Origin of the sequence: uncultured Methylobacterium sp. (genome assembly GCF_964244095.1) — a bacterium.
Taxonomy (GTDB): domain Bacteria; phylum Pseudomonadota; class Alphaproteobacteria; order Rhizobiales; family Beijerinckiaceae; genus Methylobacterium.
The window spans coordinates 1-15,808 of sequence record NZ_CAXTHR010000030.1; the positions used below are offsets into that span (position 1 = coordinate 1).

Consider the following 15,808-nt stretch of genomic DNA (forward strand, 5'->3'; position numbering starts at 1 on the left):
ACAGCTCCACCTTCACGCCGTTGCGGCGCATGATGACGTATTGCTGCGTCACCGAGAGGGTGTTGTTCCAGGCCCAGTAGATCACCAGGCCCGCCGGGAACGAGCCGAGCATGAACGTGAACACGATCGGCATGAAGGTGAAGATCTGCGCCTGCACCGGGTCCGGCGGGGCGGGGTTCATCTTCATCTGCACGAACATCGTCACGCCCATGATGATCGGCCAGATGCCAAGGTGGACGATGTCGGGCGCCGCGAACGGCAGCAGGCCGAACAGGTTGAGAAAGCTCGTCGGGTCGGGCGCGGCCAGATCCTGAATCCAGCCGAAGAACGGCGCGTGCCGCATCTCGATGGTGATGAACAGCACCTTGTACAGCGCGAAGAAGACCGGGATCTGCACCAGCACCGGCCAGCAGCCGGCGACCGGATTGATCTTCTCCTTCTTGTACAACTCCATCATCGCCTGCTGCTGCTTCACCTTGTCGTCCGGGAAGCGCGTACGGATGGAGGCCATCTCGGGCTGCACGGCCTTCATTTTGGCCATGGAGACGTAGGAGCGGTTGGCGATCGGCAGGAACAGCAGTTTGAGACAGAACGTGACGATCAGGATCGCGACGCCGAAGTTGCCGAGCAGATGGTAGAAGAAGTCCAGCGCCCGGAACATCGGCTTGGTGATGAAGTGGAACCAGCCCCAGTCGATCATCAGGTCGAACTGCTTGATGCTCAGATCCCGCTCGTAGCCGTTGATCGCGTTGACCTCCTTGGCGCCGGCAAACAGCCGCTGGGTGGTCGCGGCCGTGGCGCCGGGCTCGACGCTGCGGCCGTCGCCGCGCACGCTCGCCTGGTAGATCCGGGTCTGGCCGTCGGTGCGCTCGGTGAAGGCGCCGGTATAGGCCATCGCCTGGTCGGGGATCGCGGCGGCCGCCCAGTACTTGTCGGTGATGCCGACGAAGCCGCCGGTGACGTTGGCCCACGCCTTGCCCTTGGTGGCGGGACCGCCGTAGGCCGCCTCCTTGGCGAGGTGGTCGTAGGTGTATTCCTGCAAGCCGTCGCCGCCGAGCACGCCGATCATGCCCTCGTGCAGCACGTAGTAGCCTTGCGTCTGCGGCTTCCCCCAGCGCGAGACGAGGCTGTAGGGGTAGAGCGTGACGGCGGCCGCGCCCTTGTTCTCGACCTCGTCGCGCACCGTGAACATGTACTTGTCGTCGACGGCGAGGATGCGCCTGAACACGAGCCCGGCGCCGTTGTCCCAGGTGAGCGTCACCGGCATGGCGGCCGACAGCGTCTGGCCGTCGGCGGCCCAGACCGTGTCGTTCGTCGGCAGCGGCCCGGCATTGGCGCCGACCCAGCCGAACTCGGCGTAGTACGGCGCCTCGGTGCCGGCCGGCGAGAGCAGCACGATCGCCGGGCTCTTGTCGTCGACGGTCTCGTGGTAGTTCTTCAGCGCGAGGTCGTCGATGCGGCCGCCCCTCAGCGCGAGCGATCCGGTGAGCGACGGCGTCTCGATGCGGATGCGGGCCGAGCGGCCGAGCGCCGCCGCGCGCGACTCAGGCCCCGCCGCGGTCGCGAGCGTTCCGGGCACCGGTGCGGCGGGGCCGCCCTCCTTCGGGCTCGGGGACGGCACGCCGTCCGGGCTCACGCCGGGGCTCTGCTGCGCCGCCTGGTTCTGGAGGTTGGCCTGCCGCTGCTGCTCGACGCGCGGCGCGGCGATGAAGTAGTTCCACCCGAGCAGGACGACGAGCGACAGCGCGATCGCCACGAACATGTTCGTCTTGTCATTGCCCATCGGGGCCACCGTCGCGCGCGTTCGGGGTTGTTGAGGGCGCCCGGGCCGGAGCCGCGGTGCGATCGGACGTCTTGCGTGTCGCGGCCGGGGCCGCACCGTTGCTACGACCCTTGCCGCGACCCTTCACCGGTGAGCCCGCCGCAGACCTCTGCGGACGCGCACGCGCGTCCGGCCCGCGCGGCTTGGCCACCGCGGGGATCGCCCGGCGCAGGTCGTCCTTGAGGGTCTCGAAGGCGGCGTCGATCGCCGGGCGGCGGGCGATCAGCACGATGTCGGCCGGAACCGCGCCGAAGTCGGGGCCGAGCTCGGCGACCGCGGCCCGCAGGCGCCGGCGGATGCGGTTGCGCTCGGTGGCGTGGCCGACGCGCTTGGTGATCGTGAAGCCGAGATGCAGGCCGGCAATCGCTGCGCCGTTACGGGTCTCGGCCGCGTCGCGCAGCCGGCCCTGCGCCGTCATGCACTCGGTGTGGAAACGACGGCCTTCGGCAGCCGCCAGGAAATCGGGCCTCCGCTTGAGCCGTTCGATCGTCGGCACAGAAAGCCCGGCCTCGCTCACGCGCAGGAACCTCTGCGCGCCGCGCGGGGCGGCGCGCGCATCACGCTCAGGCCGACAGCTTCCGGCGGCCATGGGCGCGGCGGCGGGCGATGACCTTGCGGCCGCCGGCGGTCGCCATGCGGGCGCGGAAGCCGTGCCGGCGCTTCCGGACGAGCTTGCTCGGCTGATAGGTTCTCTTCATGGCTCCGAAGCCTCCAAGGGTCGAGGCGCGCTCGCGGGCGGCCGACGCCGTGCCCGACCTTCACGCGTCCTTGAGAAATGTCTGCAAGCGCGAAGGGCGCCCGGACGGGGCGCCACGTCGCGGCAGGGCGGCTTATGGCGGATGGGGTCTGCGGAGTCAACGTTTCGGGGCGTCCCGCAGGGCGATCGCTCGAAGAGCGATCGTGCCGCTTTCCGGGCGCGAAGAGCGCCCCGCGGAGCGGGCCCGAGAGGACGGATGTCCTCTCGGGCGTCGAGCGGAGCGCAAGCCAAGGCCGCGGAGGCGGCCGCCGGCGCTTGAGGCAACAATAAACCAGGGCGATCGCTTTCAAGCGATCGCCCTGGCGTCCCGTTCGGCGTCGGACGGTCGGCTCAGTGCCCCTCGAACGCCATCAGCGTCCGCACCGGCACGTCGAGGGCGCGCAGCTTGTCGGCGCCGCCGATCTCGGGCAGGTCGATGACGAAGCAGGCCGCCACCACCTCGGCGCCGATCTGCCGGAGCAGGTTGACCGCGGCCGTCGCGGTGCCGCCGGTGGCGATCAAGTCATCGATGAGCAGAACCCGGTCGCCCGGCTTGATCGCATCGACGTGGATCTCCAAAGCGTCGCTGCCGTATTCGAGGGTGTAGGCGATCGAGACGGTCTTGTGCGGGAGCTTGCCCTTCTTGCGGACCGGCACGAAACCGGACGAGAGCTGGTGCGCCACCGCGCCGCCGAGGATGAAGCCCCGCGCCTCGATGCCCGCGACCTGGTCGATCCGCCCGCCCGCGAACGGATGCACCAGCGCATCCACCGCCCGACGGAAGGCGCGCGGGTCGCTGAGCAGCGTGGTGATGTCCCGGAACACGATGCCGGGCTTCGGGTAGTCGGGAATCGAGCGGATCGAGTCCTTCAGGGCGATGTGGCGGCGTTCCATGCCGGGCTGGCCTTCCTCGAAGTCACGGACGGCTTAAAGCAGAAGCGGCGCCGGCTGACCAGTTGGCCGGCTCACGCCTGCACCTTGCGCAGGAGGGCGACCAGCTCCCGGTGCAGCCCCTCGTTGCCGCAGGCGACGGACTTGGCGGCCAGGGGCTCCGAGGCGCCGTCGGCCGACGTGACGTAGCCGCCGGCCTCGCGCACCAGGATGATTCCGGCCGCGATGTCCCAGGTGTGGAGGTCGCGCTCCCAGTACAGGTCGAGCCGGCCGCAGGCGACGTAGGCCAGATCCAGCGCCGCCGAGCCCATGCGCCGCGTGCCGCCCGCCACTGCCATCACCGCGGCGACCTCGCGCAGGAGGCGGGGATGGTTGCCGCGCCCGAGATAGGGCGTGCCGTAGGCGGCCAGCGCATCGGCCATGTCGGCGCGGCCCGAGACGCGCAGGCGCCGGTTGTTGAGGTAGGCGCCCTTGCCGCGCTCGGCCACGAACAGCTCGTCCTTGACCGGATCGTAGATCACCCCGGCCACTATTTGGCCCTCGCGCTCCAGCCCGACCGAGATCGCGAAATGCGGGATGCCGTGCAGGAAGTTCGACGTGCCGTCGAGCGGGTCGACGTGCCAGGTGTGGCTCTTGTCCTGGCCCTCGACGACGCCGGCCTCCTCCAGCACCATGCCGTAGCCGGGCCGGGCCTTCATCAGCGCATCGCGCAGGGTCTCCTCCGCCTTGCGGTCGGCCGCCGAGACGAAATCGCCCGGGCCTTTGCGCGAGACCTGGAGGTTCTCGATCTCGCCGTAGTCGCGCCGCAAGCCCCGCGAGGCCTTGCGCACGGCGTCGACCATGACGGTCATCAGGGGTGAGGAGATCATCGCGGGCCTTGAGCTTCCGAGCGTCGTCCGGGCCGCGTTAAACGCATCGCGGCGCAGAATCGAGCCCTGGGCCGGAATGGCCGGCTCCGGACGCGACGCGCGTGGGAGCCGACGCGCGGCGGCGATATCGCGACGGCGGTCGATGCCGACGGTCCGTCCGGCTTATCTGGCCGCTCGGGAAATCCTGCCGAACGTCCCGAGCGTTCCGGCCGGCGCGTGAGCGGGCCGCGCGTTCACGGCGCCGGAAGGCCTTCCGCGGCCGTCGCCGGCCTATTCGGCCGGCGCGCGGCGACCGGCCCGCGTGAAGCGATCCGCGATGGCGTAGATCACGAACCCGCCAAGACCCATCACGAAGGGGGCGACGAACAGAAGGTAGGTCTGGGCGGAGATCATGGCGGCAATCTCCCGAGGAGGCGTTGGGCGCCATAATGTAGCGCCGCAGCGGACGAAACCCAAATCGCCGCGCCGAGGGCGAGTTCCCAGGCCGGTGCCGTCGGTGTGCTGACGCCGTAGAGGATGGCCGCGCTCGGAGCCAGGACGCCCACCGTCATGGACGCCGTCGCGAGGGTGTTGAGGGCGGACGCGGCGAGCTTCACGCGCTCGGTGAGGACGGGATCGCTCATCGGTAAAACCGCCCTGATGGATCAACCGGCCGCCGCTCCGGCGCCGGCCATGTGCGGAGGACGGGCGCTTCCCGATGCACGCCATGCCGGAACGGCCGGGGCCCGAGCCTCCGCGACGCACCGGCCGGCCGGCCATGCTCGCCGCGGCTGCGACGCCGGCCGGCCCGGGCCCGCCTCAGGCCGCCATCGCCGCCTTGAGGTGCTCGTCCACCTTGTCGAGGAAGCCGGTCGTCGAGAGCCATTTCTGCTCCGGGCCGACGAGCAGCGCGAGGTCCTTGGTCATGAAGCCGGCCTCGACAGTGTCGACGCAGACGGTCTCCAGCGTGGTCGCGAACTTGGCGAGATCCGCGTTGCCGTCGAGCTTGGCCCGGTGGCTCAAGCCCCGCGACCACGCGAAGATCGAGGCGATGGAGTTGGTCGAGGTCTCCTTGCCCTTCTGGTGCTCGCGAAAATGGCGCGTCACCGTGCCGTGGGCGGCCTCGGCCTCCACCGTCTGCCCGTCGGGCGTCATCAGCACCGAGGTCATCAGGCCCAGCGAACCGAAGCCTTGGGCGGCCGTGTCCGACTGCACGTCGCCGTCGTAGTTCTTGCACGCCCAGACGTAGCCGCCCGACCACTTGAGGCAGGAGGCGACCATGTCGTCGATCAGCCGGTGCTCGTAGGTGATGCCGAGCGCGGCGAACTTGCCCTTGAACTCGGCCTCGAACACCTCCTGGAACAGGTCCTTGAAGCGCCCGTCATAGGCCTTCAGGATAGTGTTCTTGGTGGACAGGTAGACCGGGTACTTGCGCGCCAGCCCGTAGTTCAGCGAGGCGCGGGCGAAGTCGCGGATCGAGTCGTCGAGGTTGTACATCGACATCGCGACGCCCGCGCCTGGGAACTGGAACACCTCGCGCTCGATGACCGTGCCGTCCTCGCCCTCGAACTTGATCGTCAGCCGGCCCTTGCCCGGCACCTTGAAGTCGGTGGCGCGGTACTGGTCGCCGTAGGCGTGGCGGCCGATGACGAAGGGCTGCGTCCAGCCCGGCACGAGGCGCGGCACGTTCTTGCAGATGATCGGCTCGCGGAAGATGACGCCGCCCAAAATGTTGCGGATCGTGCCGTTGGGCGAGCGCCACATCTCGCGCAGCTTGAACTCCGCCACCCGCTGCTCGTCCGGCGTGATGGTGGCGCACTTCACGCCGACGCCGTGACGGCGGATCGCCTCGGCCGCCTCGACCGTGACCTTGTCGCCCGTCGCGTCGCGGTGCTCGACGCCGAGGTCGTAATAGTCGAGGTCGAGGTCGAGATAGGGGTGGATCAGCTTGCTCTTGATCTCGGACCAGATGATCCGGGTCATCTCGTCGCCGTCGAGCTCGACGACGGGATTGGCCACCTTGATCTTGTCCATGCGCCGCTGCCTTCCGTAGGAATCCGGGCGGGCCGCATGCAAATGCCGTGCGGCCGCGGGCGGGTCATAGCGCGGGCGTTTCCGGTGGGAAAGGCGGGGCTCCGACAGGCCGCGGAGGCTGTCATGCCGGCAGCGGGGCTGGACATCCGCGCGCCCGGCTGGAATCTGCGCCGACCGTTTCAGGTTCGGGAGCACCCATGAGCGAGCGCATCATCCTACGGGCCGGCGAGGCGCTGGTCGCCGGCGGGCCGCCCAACACCGCAGCCGAGCCGGAGGTGATCATCGGCGAGCTCGACGGGCCGGTCGGCACCGCCCTCGCCACGCTGACGGGCGACCAGGTCGTCGGCCATTCGCGCGTGTTCGCGCTCCTGAACACCGACATCATGGTGCGCCCGGTGACGCTGTGCGTCTCCAAGGTCAGCGTCACGGAATCGAAGTACACTTCGATCCTGATGGGCACGGTGCAGTTCGCCATCGCCAACGGCGTGCTCGATGCGGTCCGCGCCGGCTACATCCCCAAGGCGAAGGCCAACGACCTCGGCATCATCTGCTCGGTCTGGCTCAGCCCCGGCGTGATCGAGGCCGAGACCGTCGATCACAAGGCGCTGTTCGACATCCAGCGCCGCGGCATGACCGAGGCGATCCGCAAGGCGATGACCAACGAGCCCTCGATCGACTGGCTGCTGGAGAACCAGGACCGGATCGTGCACAAGTATTACCAGATGGGGCTCGACGGGAAGATCTGAGAGCCACGCGCAGGACCGCCGGCGACGCCGACGCCCCTTTCCGGTCGGGACGGAGCGTGCGAGAGCGCCGCGCATGAATCCGGCCCCCGTCGTCATCCTCGTCGCGCCGCAGCTTGCCGAGAACATCGGCATGACCGCCCGCGCCATGGCGAATTTCGGCCTGTCGGACTTGCGCCTCGTCGCGCCGAGGAACGGCTGGCCGAAGAAGGGCGTGCGCGAGGCGGCCTCGGGCGCGACCCACGTCCTCGACGGCGCGACGGTCCACGCCACCCTGCCCGAGGCGATCGCCGACCTCACCTGTCTCTTCGCCACCACCGCCCGCGAGCGCGGGCAGATGAAGCGCGTGGCCCTGCCCGACGCCGCGATGGCGGAGACGGCCGGCCGGATCGCGCACGGGGAAAGGGTCGGGGTGATGTTCGGGCGCGAGCGCGTCGGGCTGACGAACGACGAGGTGTCGCTGGCCGACGCCATCGTCACCTTCCCCGTCGCCGCGGATTTCCCGTCGCTCAACCTCGCGCAGGCCGTGCTGCTGGTGGGCTACGAGTGGCGCCGCGCCGCGGGTCTGGCCCGGCAGCCCTTCACCGGCGCGACCCGCGCGCAGCCTGCGACGCGGGAGGCGCTGCTGTCGCTGTTCATGCACCTGGAGGCGCGGCTGGACGCGGCCGGCTTCTACCCGCCGGAGAAGCGCGAGGCCATCGTGCGCAACATGCGCGACAGGCTCCACCGCATGAGCTTGACCGAGCGGGACGTGCGCACCTTTCGCGGTGCGCTGAAGGCGATCGACGGCGGGGCGAAGCACCGGCCCGCGGAGCCGGTCTAGCTGCGGCCGGTCGCGAGCTTGCGGTTCACAGGGTTGGCCGGGCCGCCTGACCGGGCGACGAGGCTGCGCAGCGATGCGAGGTTGGCGGCGACCTCCGCGGGCGGCAGGTCGCGGCGCAGGATCGCCTCCGCCTCGTCGAACCGGCCCCTCAAGCCGAGCACGAGGGCGAGGTTGCCCCGCACCCGCGCGTCGGCGCCGGGCTGCGAGACCGCGCGCCGCATCGTCGCCTCGGCCTGGTCGAGCTGCCGGGCGAGCGCGTAGGACAGGCCGAGGTTGGACAGGATCGCCGGTTCGTCGGGCCGGATCTTCAGGGCGGCGTCGTAGAAGCCCTGGGCGCGGGCGTGGTCGCCGAGCTGGTCGGCGGCGGAGCCCTGCGCCGACAGGATGCGCCAGTCGGGCTGCGCCGGCGAATGCGCGTTCTGCAGCACGTCCTGCGCCTCCTGCAGCCGCCCGACCTCCACGAGCGCCTTGCCGTAGGCGCCGAGCACGGCGGTGTTGCGCGGGTTGCGCAAGGCCGCCTGCTGCAGCACCGCGGTCGCCTGCGCGCGCTGGTCGGTGGCGCGCAGCGCCTGCGCGTAGCGCATCGCGAGGCCGAGATCGTTGGGGTCGGCGGCGTATTTCTCGGCGAGTGCGTCCGCCTCGCGGGGCGAGATGCGGGCGCCGCCGATCGAGCCGGTGGTCTCGGGCGAGCGCGACTGGCAGCCCGCCGCCAGGAGCGTCACGAGGCCGGCGGCGATCAGCTTGGCGCCGAAACCCCGGATGGACGGGGCCTGGATCGGCCGGGGGCCCGCGATCATGATACGCTCCGCAAACGGCCCGGCCCGCTCGTCCTTCACGGGCCCGCCGTCACGGTGTTAGGGCGTTAACCCTAACCGCGGGTTAAAGCCGGCCGCCGCGGCCGTGTCGAGAGATCCGCCCGATGCCCGTGCCGGCCAGGACCGCATGACCGACGCCGCCGCAGCCTCCATCCCCGCCCTGCTGCCCGCCGGCACGCCCGGCATCCCCGTCGCCCTCGTCTCGCAGGCCGCCTGGCCGGCCTGCGAAGCCGGCCTCGACGCGCCGCAAAAGGCGTTTGCGGCGGCGACCGGCTTCGCGCCGAAGCCCGGCCGGCTCGCGCTGCTGCCGGCCGCCGACGGCGCGCTGTCCCGCGTCCTGTTCGGTCTCGGCGACACCGATGCCGCCGGCCACGACCGCCTGCTCGCCGGTATGCTCCCCGGCCTCCTGCCGCCCGGCATCTATGCCCTGGAGGCCGATGCCCCGGATCAGGCCGAAGCGCCGGCCGAGGCGGCACTCGCGTGGCTGCTCGGATCGTACCGCTTCGCGCGCTACCGGCCGGCCGGCCCGGAGCGCCCGCGCCTCGTGGCGCCGGCCGGCATCGATGCGGCGGAGGTCGGCCGCATCGCCGCCGCGGTGGCGCTCGGGCGCGACCTCGTCAACACGCCGGCCAACGACCTCGGCCCCGCCGAGATTGAGGCCGCGGCCCGCGCGCTGGCCGGGCGCCACGGCGCGGCGGTCGCGGTGACCGCGGGCGTCGAGCTGGCGCGGGCGTTCCCGCTGGTCCACGCGGTCGGCGCCGCCTCGACGCGCGCGCCGCGGCTGATCGACCTGACCTGGGGACCTACCGACGCGCCGCGGGTGACGCTCGTCGGCAAGGGCGTCGCCTTCGACACCGGCGGCCTCGACATCAAGCCGTCCGCCGGCATGCTGCTGATGAAGAAGGACATGGGCGGCGCAGCCGCAGCACTTGCCGCCGCCGACATGGCGATGGGCGCCGGCCTGGCGCTTCGCCTGCGCCTGCTGATCCCGGCGGTGGAGAACGCGATCTCCGGCGACGCCTTCCGCCCCGGCGACGTGATCCGCAGCCGCGCCGGCCTCAGCGTCGAGATCGGCAACACCGACGCGGAGGGCCGCCTGATCCTCGCCGACGCGCTGGCGCTCGCCGATACCGAGGAACCCGACCTGCTGATCGACTTCGCGACGCTGACGGGCGCCGCCCGCGTCGCGCTCGGGCCGGACCTGCCGGCGTTCTTCACCGAGGACGAGGCGCTCGCCGGCGCGATCGCGGCGGCGGGGCACGCCGCGATCGATCCGGTCTGGCGGATGCCGCTGCACGCGCCCTATGCGAGCCTGCTCGCCTCGAAGGTTGCCGACCTCAACAACGTCTCGGGCGGCCCCTTCGCCGGCGCGATCACCGCCGCGCTGTTCCTGCGCCGCTTCGCGCCGAAGACGAAGCGCCATGTCCATTTCGACCTCTACGGCTGGAATCCCTCGGCCAAGCCCGGCCGGCCGGAGGGCGGCGAGGTGCAGGCCGCGCGGCTGGTCTACGCGCTGCTCAAGGACCGGTACCCGCCCGGCTGACCGGAGCCGCTCACCGCGCCAGCGGCAGCCCGGTCTCGATCAGCCGCGCCCAGAGCGAAGCCCCCAGCGGTGCGGCCGCATCGCAGAAGTCGTAATGCGGGTGGTGCAGCGCGGCGCTGTCGCCGTTGCCGAGGAACAGGTAGGCGCCCGGCCGCCGCCCGAGCATGTACGAGAAGTCCTCCGCCGCCATCATCGGCGCCACCGCGCGCTCGACGTTGTCCGCGCCGACCAAGCCGGCCGCGACGTCGGCCATGAACGCGGCCTCCGCCGGGTTGTTCTCGGTCACCGGATAGCTCGACCCGAAATCGACGCTGCCGACGGCCTCGAAGCCGGCCGCGACGTGTTCGACAATGTCGACGATCCGCGCCTTCGTCGCCGTGCGCACCGGTGCGGAGAGCGCGCGCAGGGTGCCGCGCAGGGTCACCGTCTGCGGCAGGACGTTGAACGCCTCGCCCGCCTCCAGCGCGCAGACCGAGACAACCGCCGATTCCAGCGGGTCGAGGTTGCGCGACACGATCGATTGCAGGGCGATCACCACGTGGCTCGCCACCAGCACGGCGTCGATCGCCTCCTGCGGCAGGGCGGCGTGGCCGCCCCGGCCCTCGATGGTCAGCGTGAAGCGGTCGGTCGAGGCCATGATCGGGCCGGGGCGGATCGCGAACCGCCCGAGCGCGAGGCCGGGGATGTTGTGCATCCCGTAGACGGAACCGATCCCGAAGCGCTCCATCAGCCCGTCCTCGACCATCGCCGCGCCGCCGCCGCCGCCCTCCTCCGCCGGCTGGAAGATCAGCACGGCGGTGCCGTCGAAGTCGCGGGTCGCGGCGAGGTACTTCGCGGCGCCGAGCAGCATCGCGGTGTGGCCGTCGTGCCCGCAGGCGTGCATCCGGCCCGGCACGGTCGAGCGGTAGGACAGGTCGCGGACTTCCTGGATCGGCAGGGCGTCCATGTCGGCGCGCAAGCCCATCGCGCGGCCGGAGCCGTGTCCGCGCCCCCGGATCACCCCGACGACGCCGGTGCGGCCGATGCCGGCGACGACCGCGTCGCAGCCGAAGGCTTCGAGCTTGCCCGCCACGAAGCCGGCGGTGCGCTCCACGTCGTAGAGCAGTTCCGGATGGGCGTGCAGGTCGTGGCGCCAGGACGCCATCTCGTCGGAAAACGCCCGGATCGCATCGAGCGCGGGCAGGCTTCGGGCGGCTGTGTCCCGGACGGGCATGGCGGTGACGGCTCTCGGCTCCGGACGTCGCGGCCGGCGCGTGCGCCCAGCAGACAGGGAGCCGAGCCTCCGGTCAACGCGCGGTCGCGTCGCGCCTCCTTGCGCCTCAGCGGCGCCCGCGCGACGTCGCGTCGTCGTGGGCGCGGGTCTGGGCCGCCTGCGCCGCGTCGAGCTTCCGCATCGCCTCGAACCGCGCGATGTCGGCCTCGACGTCGCGGATCGTCTCCTCGACGAGATGGTGCTGGATCGCGCGGCGCGGGTCGTCCTCGGCCACGTCCTCGCGCAACCGGAGCACCGCCTGCCGCACCACGCCGTAGACCGCCTCGCGCTCTTCGCGGCTCATGGCCGGCTTGATCGCCTGGGCGACGAGATCGGAGAAGTCCGGCATGACGGTCGCGATGAGGGGGGCTGCGGTCGCGGGGTCGGTGGGACGGATCAGATCCGCTGGTCGCGGATGCCGCCGACGATCAGCGAGACCGAGCTCCAGATCACCAGGAAGCAGAAGAACGACACCGCGAGCTGGTGGAATCGCTTCGGATAGAGCGAGTCGGCCGGGAGCATCGGCGGCACGAAGGCCGCGAGGAAGATGTGCTGCTTGGCGGCCGACACGCGCGCCCGGTCGAGGAGGGTGTTGGCCATCTCGTTCAGCTTCTCCGCGATGGTGCGCTCGACCATCAGCCCCTCGTATTCGAGCAGCGCGTTGGTCATGGTGGCGCCCCCGGGGCCGCCTCCGTCAGTGGTGAGCTGCTCCTGCAGCAGCTTCATCTGGCGGTCGTAGGCCGCGACCGTCGCGACGAGCACCTGGATCGAGCGCGACTTCTCGTCGAGGTTCGAGCCGCGCAGCACCTGGAGGTCGTTCTCCGCCTTGATCTTGTCCTTGCGCAGGAGCATTAGCGTCGTCAGCGTCCCCTCGGCCGACTTGACCGGATCGATGATGCCCCAATGGTTGCGGTAACGCTGGATCTCCAGGGTCGCCTTGCGCAGGCGGTCCTGCGCCGCGCTCGCGTCGATCTGCGCCTGCTTGACCATGTCGGCCTGGGCGCGCTGCGAGATGTCGTTGATCAGGGCCTCCGAGCGGGCCACGACGTCCCTGGCGATCGCGAGGGCATCCTCGGGCGTGAACGCGCGCACCGTGAGCTGGATCACGCCGGAGATCGCGTCGATCCGGGCCCCGACGTGCTCGCGCCAGTACTTCGTCAGCTCCTCGATCGGCTGGGGCGACCGGTAGCGCGCCCAGAAATCCGCTTCCGCGCGCGAGAACATCCGTGAGACGCCGAGCCCCTTCTCGACCGCATCGACCATCGCCTGGCTGTTGATGAAGTCGCGGACGATGTAGCTGTCCTGGCTGTTGTGCTTCTGGATCAGGTTCGAGTACTCGCCGAGCGAGACGTTCTCCATCGGCTCGACGTTGCCGCGCACGGCGAACTGCGCCTCGGCGACGTACTGGTTGGACGCCACCGCGAACAGGTAGAACGCGATCACCGCGGTCGGCAGCAGCACGAACACGCCGAACCGCTGCACGAGCCGCGCGGTGTAGCTCTGCGGCGCCGCATCCACCGGGCGCAGGCCCGGCAGGCGGGTCCAGGCGAGGCGCTCGCGGGCCCGCTCGACCAGGGCGCGACGGCCCGGCTGCGCGATCGGCTCGATGGTCTCGGCGCCGCGGCGGATCTCGGTCGCCGAGCGTTGCGCGACCTGAAGCAGGCCGCGGAGCCGATCGTCCTGCCTGACCTCGTCGACGCTCATCCGTTCCGGCTTCCTGCGCTCTGCCCCCGACCGGAATTCCCCGTGCACGGGGGGCGCCGGCGCCGCGTCCGGCGGCTGAGCGGAGCCGTGCCGGAATCCCGTTCTTTTCAGCCCTTTTTAAGGCGTCGGGCCGCGCCGCGCCGCCCGCGGAAGCGCGATGCCGCATCGCCGCGGCGGCCGGCCCCGGCCGGTTGCGCGACGTCCGCCGCCGTCCTAGGCCGGGCCGATGAAGCGGACTCCATCCGATACGCTGCCCCCACCCGTCCGCACGGCGAAGACGAAGCTCCGTGCGGTCGTGGCCACGTGCAACCGGTGCGCCAAGCGCCGCGGCCTGCCCAAGCGCGCGCTGCGCGACCTGCTGAAGGCCGAGATGAAGCGGTCCCGCCCCCGCGTGAGGCTGCGCATCGTCGCGACCGGATGCCTCGGCCCCTGCCCCAGGCGCCTGATCGCGGTCGCCACGGGAGCCAGCCTCGCCGGGGGACGGGTCCTGCTGATCGACCCGGCGGCGCCTCCGGCCGAGACGCTCGCCGCGCTGCTCATTGACCATGTCGCGCCGGGCCGCGTTCCGAAGGAGTACGTCGAGAAGGAGAGCCTGCCGCCTAAGCCGGGAATCGGCGATGGTAGGAACGCGTCCGCGTGACCGTGCCGGCCGCCGCGGCATCCGGGACGGAGACCATGCCGCTTCGCATCGGGCATCCGCGCCGTCCCGGATGCGGTCTGCGGTGATCGCGCCGGCACCCCGTCCCGGCCGGCGCGGCGTCGTCCGGGCCGTCCTGCGCCGGCTTCCCCTCGTCGGCACGGGGCTCGGGCTCGGGCTCGCCGTCTGGCTGGTCGCGGCCAACGATCTCGCGGCGGTGGCGGGCGCGTTCGGGCGGATCGGGTTCGTCGGCCTCGCCGCCGTCGTGATCGTGCGGGCGGGAATCGTGCTGCTGTGCGGCCTCGCGTGGGCGCGCATCCTCGATGGCCTGTCCCCGGCCGGCGCCGGCGCCTTCGCGACCCTGCGCTTCGTCCGCGAGGGCATCAACACCCTGCTCCCCGTGGCCTCCGTCGGGGGCGACGTGGTGGGCGGGCGCCTGCTCACCTTCTGGGGCGTCGCCGGGCCGCTCGCCGCCGCCTCGGTGCTGGCCGACATGCTCTTCCAGGTCGGCACGCAGGCGCTGTTCGCGCTGCTCGGCGCCGGGCTGCTGACGCAGGTGCAGGGCGAGCCGGCGGCCGACCTCGCCCGCTGGATGCTGCGGGCGCTCGCCGTCGCCGGCCTCGTGCTCGCCGCCTTCTTCGCCTTCCAGCGCACCGGCGCGGCCCGCTTCGTCGAGTGCAGGCTCGCCGCGCTCTCCCGGCGCCTCGTGCGCGAGGCGGAGCCGCGCCGCCCGGAAGGCGGCAGCGTGCAGGATGCCCTCGACGCGGTCTGGGGCCGGGGCCGGCGCGGGCGGATCGCGCAGTCGGTGCTGCTGCACCTCCTCGCCTGGACGCTCGGCGCGGCCGAGGTCGGAATCGTGCTCGCCTGCATCGGCGTCGAGGGCGTGACGTTCTCCGAGGTGGTGGTGATCGAGGCGCTGAGCCAGGCGATCAAGTCGGCCGCCTTCCCGATCCCGAGCGGGCTCGGGGTGCAGGAGGGCGGCTTCGTGATCGTCGGCGCGCTGTTCGGGATCGATGCCGGCACCGCCATCGCCCTGTCGCTCGCCAAGCGCGTGCCCGACGTGGTGCTCGGCCTGCCCGCCCTGATCGTCTGGCAGAACCTCGAGGCGCGCCGCGGCGGCGTGCGCCCCCCGACACCCTCGTGACGCCGCTTGCGCGCCCGCGGAACCCGTCCCAGGGTGCCGGCGCCATGACGCCGCGCACGATGCCCTCGAAGACGCCCCGCTCCCGCCCGCCGCGCCGCCTCGGCCTCGTCCTGCTCGCGCTCGCCCTCGGCGCGGGCCCGGCGGCGGCGCAGAGCGTCACCGTCGACCTCGGCGCGGGCGGCGTCACCGAGCGGGCGCTGCAGCTCGTCGCGCTGATCACGGTGCTGGCGCTCGCGCCCTCCGTGCTGGTGATGGCGACGGCCTTCACCCGGATCGTGGTGGTGCTGTCGATCCTGCGCTCGGCGCTCGGCACCCAGTCCGCGCCGCCGACCGCGGTGATCGTCAGCCTCGCCCTGTTCCTGACCGCCTTCGTGATGGCGCCGACCGGCCGCGAGGCCTACCGCGCCGGCATCGAGCCGCTGCTCGCCGGCCAGATCACGCAAGGTGTCGCCTTCGAGCGCGCGTCGGCCCCGTTCAAGACGTTCATGCTGCGCAACGTGCGCGAGAAGGACCTGAAGCTGTTCCTCGACATGGCCAAGGTGCCGGTGCCCTCCGGCCCCGAGGCGGTCGGGCTGGAGATCGTCACCCCGGCCTTCATGATCTCGGAGCTGCGCCGCGCCTTCGAGATCGGCTTCCTGCTGTTCATCCCCTTCCTGATCATCGACCTCGTGGTCGCGTCGGTGCTGATGGCGGTGGGCATGATGATGGTGCCGCCGGCCACCGTGGCGCTGCCGTTCAAGCTGATCTTCTTCGTGCTGGTCGACGGCTGGACGCTGGTCGCCGGCTCGCTGGTGCAGAGCTACGGCGGCGGTTGAG

18 protein-coding genes are annotated in these 15,808 nt (G+C 71.7%); 6 read left to right on the forward strand and 12 right to left on the reverse strand.

Features of this window, described 5'->3' with window-relative positions; translation table 11 throughout:
* The 8 genes from yidC to ACFE86_RS07145 all read right to left on the reverse strand — a co-directional run.
* The coding region (gene yidC / locus ACFE86_RS07110; RefSeq protein WP_375454629.1) for a membrane protein insertase YidC at nt 1-1,783 on the reverse strand (1,783 nt) is incomplete at its 3' end.
* Entirely contained in the window at nt 1,773-2,318 is a 546-nt protein-coding gene (rnpA, locus tag ACFE86_RS07115) for a ribonuclease P protein component (RefSeq protein ID WP_375454659.1), read from the reverse strand. The genes rnpA and yidC, both read right to left, overlap by 11 nt.
* A 67-nt stretch (nt 2,319-2,385) precedes the next feature.
* Nucleotides 2,386-2,520: a 50S ribosomal protein L34 gene (rpmH, locus tag ACFE86_RS07120; protein ID WP_238184546.1), complete on the reverse strand. Its 135-nt coding sequence runs from the start codon at nt 2,518-2,520 to the stop codon at nt 2,386-2,388.
* A 389-nt stretch (nt 2,521-2,909) separates the two neighbouring features.
* The gene (locus ACFE86_RS07125; RefSeq protein WP_375454630.1) at nt 2,910-3,452 is read right to left on the reverse strand and encodes an adenine phosphoribosyltransferase; all 543 of its coding nucleotides are present in this window, start codon (nt 3,450-3,452) and stop codon (nt 2,910-2,912) included.
* 71 nt (nt 3,453-3,523) lie between these two features.
* Nucleotides 3,524-4,318 carry an inositol monophosphatase family protein gene (locus ACFE86_RS07130; RefSeq protein ID WP_375454631.1) on the reverse strand — a complete coding sequence of 265 codons (795 nt, stop codon included), beginning with the start codon at nt 4,316-4,318 and terminating at the stop codon, nt 3,524-3,526.
* A gap of 270 nt (nt 4,319-4,588) precedes the next feature.
* Nucleotides 4,589-4,711 carry a hypothetical protein gene (locus tag ACFE86_RS07135; protein WP_375454632.1) on the reverse strand — a complete coding sequence of 41 codons (123 nt, stop codon included), beginning with the start codon at nt 4,709-4,711 and terminating at the stop codon, nt 4,589-4,591.
* The gene (locus tag ACFE86_RS07140) at nt 4,708-4,941 is read right to left on the reverse strand and encodes a hypothetical protein (protein ID WP_375454633.1); all 234 of its coding nucleotides are present in this window, start codon (nt 4,939-4,941) and stop codon (nt 4,708-4,710) included. The genes ACFE86_RS07135 and ACFE86_RS07140 overlap by 4 nt, the downstream gene beginning before the upstream one ends.
* Before the next feature lie 175 nt (nt 4,942-5,116).
* Complete coding sequence (locus tag ACFE86_RS07145; RefSeq protein ID WP_375454634.1) at nt 5,117-6,331, reverse strand: NADP-dependent isocitrate dehydrogenase; 1,215 nt, start codon at nt 6,329-6,331, stop codon at nt 5,117-5,119.
* 197 nt (nt 6,332-6,528) lie between these two features.
* On the opposite strand from ACFE86_RS07145, the gene ACFE86_RS07150 reads away from it, so the two are divergent.
* Together ACFE86_RS07150 and ACFE86_RS07155 are read left to right on the forward strand one after the other, a co-directional pair.
* Entirely contained in the window at nt 6,529-7,077 is a 549-nt protein-coding gene (locus ACFE86_RS07150; protein ID WP_375454635.1) for a formaldehyde-activating enzyme, read from the forward strand.
* A gap of 73 nt (nt 7,078-7,150) precedes the next feature.
* A complete protein-coding gene (locus ACFE86_RS07155; protein ID WP_375454636.1) occupies nt 7,151-7,897 on the forward strand; it encodes an RNA methyltransferase in 747 nt (248 codons plus the stop codon).
* On the opposite strand, the gene ACFE86_RS07160 is transcribed toward ACFE86_RS07155, so the two are convergent.
* Nucleotides 7,894-8,694, reverse strand: a complete 801-nt coding sequence (locus ACFE86_RS07160; protein WP_375454637.1) for a tetratricopeptide repeat protein — start codon at nt 8,692-8,694, stop codon at nt 7,894-7,896. The genes ACFE86_RS07155 and ACFE86_RS07160 overlap by 4 nt on opposite strands.
* A gap of 145 nt (nt 8,695-8,839) precedes the next feature.
* Here ACFE86_RS07160 and ACFE86_RS07165 point away from each other — a divergent pair, with 145 nt between their 5' ends.
* Nucleotides 8,840-10,255, forward strand: a complete 1,416-nt coding sequence (locus tag ACFE86_RS07165) for a M17 family metallopeptidase (protein WP_375454638.1) — start codon at nt 8,840-8,842, stop codon at nt 10,253-10,255.
* A gap of 10 nt (nt 10,256-10,265) precedes the next feature.
* Here ACFE86_RS07165 and ACFE86_RS07170 read toward each other — a convergent pair whose 3' ends face one another.
* The 3 genes from ACFE86_RS07170 to ACFE86_RS07180 all read right to left on the reverse strand — a co-directional run bounded on the left by ACFE86_RS07170 (nt 10,266) and on the right by ACFE86_RS07180 (nt 13,211).
* Entirely contained in the window at nt 10,266-11,399 is a 1,134-nt protein-coding gene (locus ACFE86_RS07170) for a M20 aminoacylase family protein (RefSeq protein WP_375454660.1), read from the reverse strand.
* A gap of 175 nt (nt 11,400-11,574) precedes the next feature.
* On the reverse strand, nt 11,575-11,856 hold the full coding sequence (locus tag ACFE86_RS07175; protein ID WP_375454639.1) for a hypothetical protein: 282 nt from the start codon (nt 11,854-11,856) through the stop codon (nt 11,575-11,577).
* A gap of 47 nt (nt 11,857-11,903) precedes the next feature.
* The gene (locus ACFE86_RS07180) at nt 11,904-13,211 is read right to left on the reverse strand and encodes a capsule biosynthesis protein (protein WP_375454640.1); all 1,308 of its coding nucleotides are present in this window, start codon (nt 13,209-13,211) and stop codon (nt 11,904-11,906) included.
* 295 nt (nt 13,212-13,506) lie between these two features.
* On the opposite strand from ACFE86_RS07180, the gene ACFE86_RS07185 reads away from it, so the two are divergent.
* The 3 genes from ACFE86_RS07185 to fliP all read left to right on the forward strand — a co-directional run bounded on the left by ACFE86_RS07185 (nt 13,507) and on the right by fliP (nt 15,807).
* Nucleotides 13,507-13,851: a hypothetical protein gene (locus tag ACFE86_RS07185; RefSeq protein ID WP_375454641.1), complete on the forward strand. Its 345-nt coding sequence runs from the start codon at nt 13,507-13,509 to the stop codon at nt 13,849-13,851.
* 70 nt (nt 13,852-13,921) lie between these two features.
* Nucleotides 13,922-14,992: a lysylphosphatidylglycerol synthase domain-containing protein gene (locus tag ACFE86_RS07190; RefSeq protein WP_375454642.1), complete on the forward strand. Its 1,071-nt coding sequence runs from the start codon at nt 13,922-13,924 to the stop codon at nt 14,990-14,992.
* Between the two features lie 44 nt (nt 14,993-15,036).
* Entirely contained in the window at nt 15,037-15,807 is a 771-nt protein-coding gene (fliP, locus tag ACFE86_RS07195; protein ID WP_375454643.1) for a flagellar type III secretion system pore protein FliP, read from the forward strand.
* The last annotated feature ends 1 nt before the right edge of the window (nt 15,808 follow it).

Bases quoted from the DNA above. Each gene is read 5' to 3' on its own strand.
- ACFE86_RS07170 (WP_375454660.1), bottom strand. From the start codon at position 11,399: ATGGCGTCCTGGCGCCACGACCTGCACGCCCATCCGGAACTGCTCTAC.
- ACFE86_RS07135 (WP_375454632.1), bottom strand. From the start codon at position 4,711: ATGATCTCCGCCCAGACCTACCTTCTGTTCGTCGCCCCCTTCGTGATG.
- ACFE86_RS07180 (WP_375454640.1), bottom strand. From the start codon at position 13,211: ATGAGCGTCGACGAGGTCAGGCAGGACGATCGGCTCCGCGGCCTGCTT.
- ACFE86_RS07165 (WP_375454638.1), top strand. From the start codon at position 8,840: ATGACCGACGCCGCCGCAGCCTCCATCCCCGCCCTGCTGCCCGCCGGC.
- ACFE86_RS07150 (WP_375454635.1), top strand. From the start codon at position 6,529: ATGAGCGAGCGCATCATCCTACGGGCCGGCGAGGCGCTGGTCGCCGGC.
- ACFE86_RS07155 (WP_375454636.1), top strand. From the start codon at position 7,151: ATGAATCCGGCCCCCGTCGTCATCCTCGTCGCGCCGCAGCTTGCCGAG.
- ACFE86_RS07175 (WP_375454639.1), bottom strand. From the start codon at position 11,856: ATGCCGGACTTCTCCGATCTCGTCGCCCAGGCGATCAAGCCGGCCATG.
- ACFE86_RS07140 (WP_375454633.1), bottom strand. From the start codon at position 4,941: ATGAGCGATCCCGTCCTCACCGAGCGCGTGAAGCTCGCCGCGTCCGCC.
- ACFE86_RS07160 (WP_375454637.1), bottom strand. From the start codon at position 8,694: ATGATCGCGGGCCCCCGGCCGATCCAGGCCCCGTCCATCCGGGGTTTC.
- ACFE86_RS07190 (WP_375454642.1), top strand. From the start codon at position 13,922: ATGCGGTCTGCGGTGATCGCGCCGGCACCCCGTCCCGGCCGGCGCGGC.
- ACFE86_RS07130 (WP_375454631.1), bottom strand. From the start codon at position 4,318: ATGATCTCCTCACCCCTGATGACCGTCATGGTCGACGCCGTGCGCAAG.
- ACFE86_RS07125 (WP_375454630.1), bottom strand. From the start codon at position 3,452: ATGGAACGCCGCCACATCGCCCTGAAGGACTCGATCCGCTCGATTCCC.
- ACFE86_RS07145 (WP_375454634.1), bottom strand. From the start codon at position 6,331: ATGGACAAGATCAAGGTGGCCAATCCCGTCGTCGAGCTCGACGGCGAC.
- fliP (WP_375454643.1), top strand. From the start codon at position 15,037: ATGACGCCGCGCACGATGCCCTCGAAGACGCCCCGCTCCCGCCCGCCG.
- rpmH (WP_238184546.1), bottom strand. From the start codon at position 2,520: ATGAAGAGAACCTATCAGCCGAGCAAGCTCGTCCGGAAGCGCCGGCAC.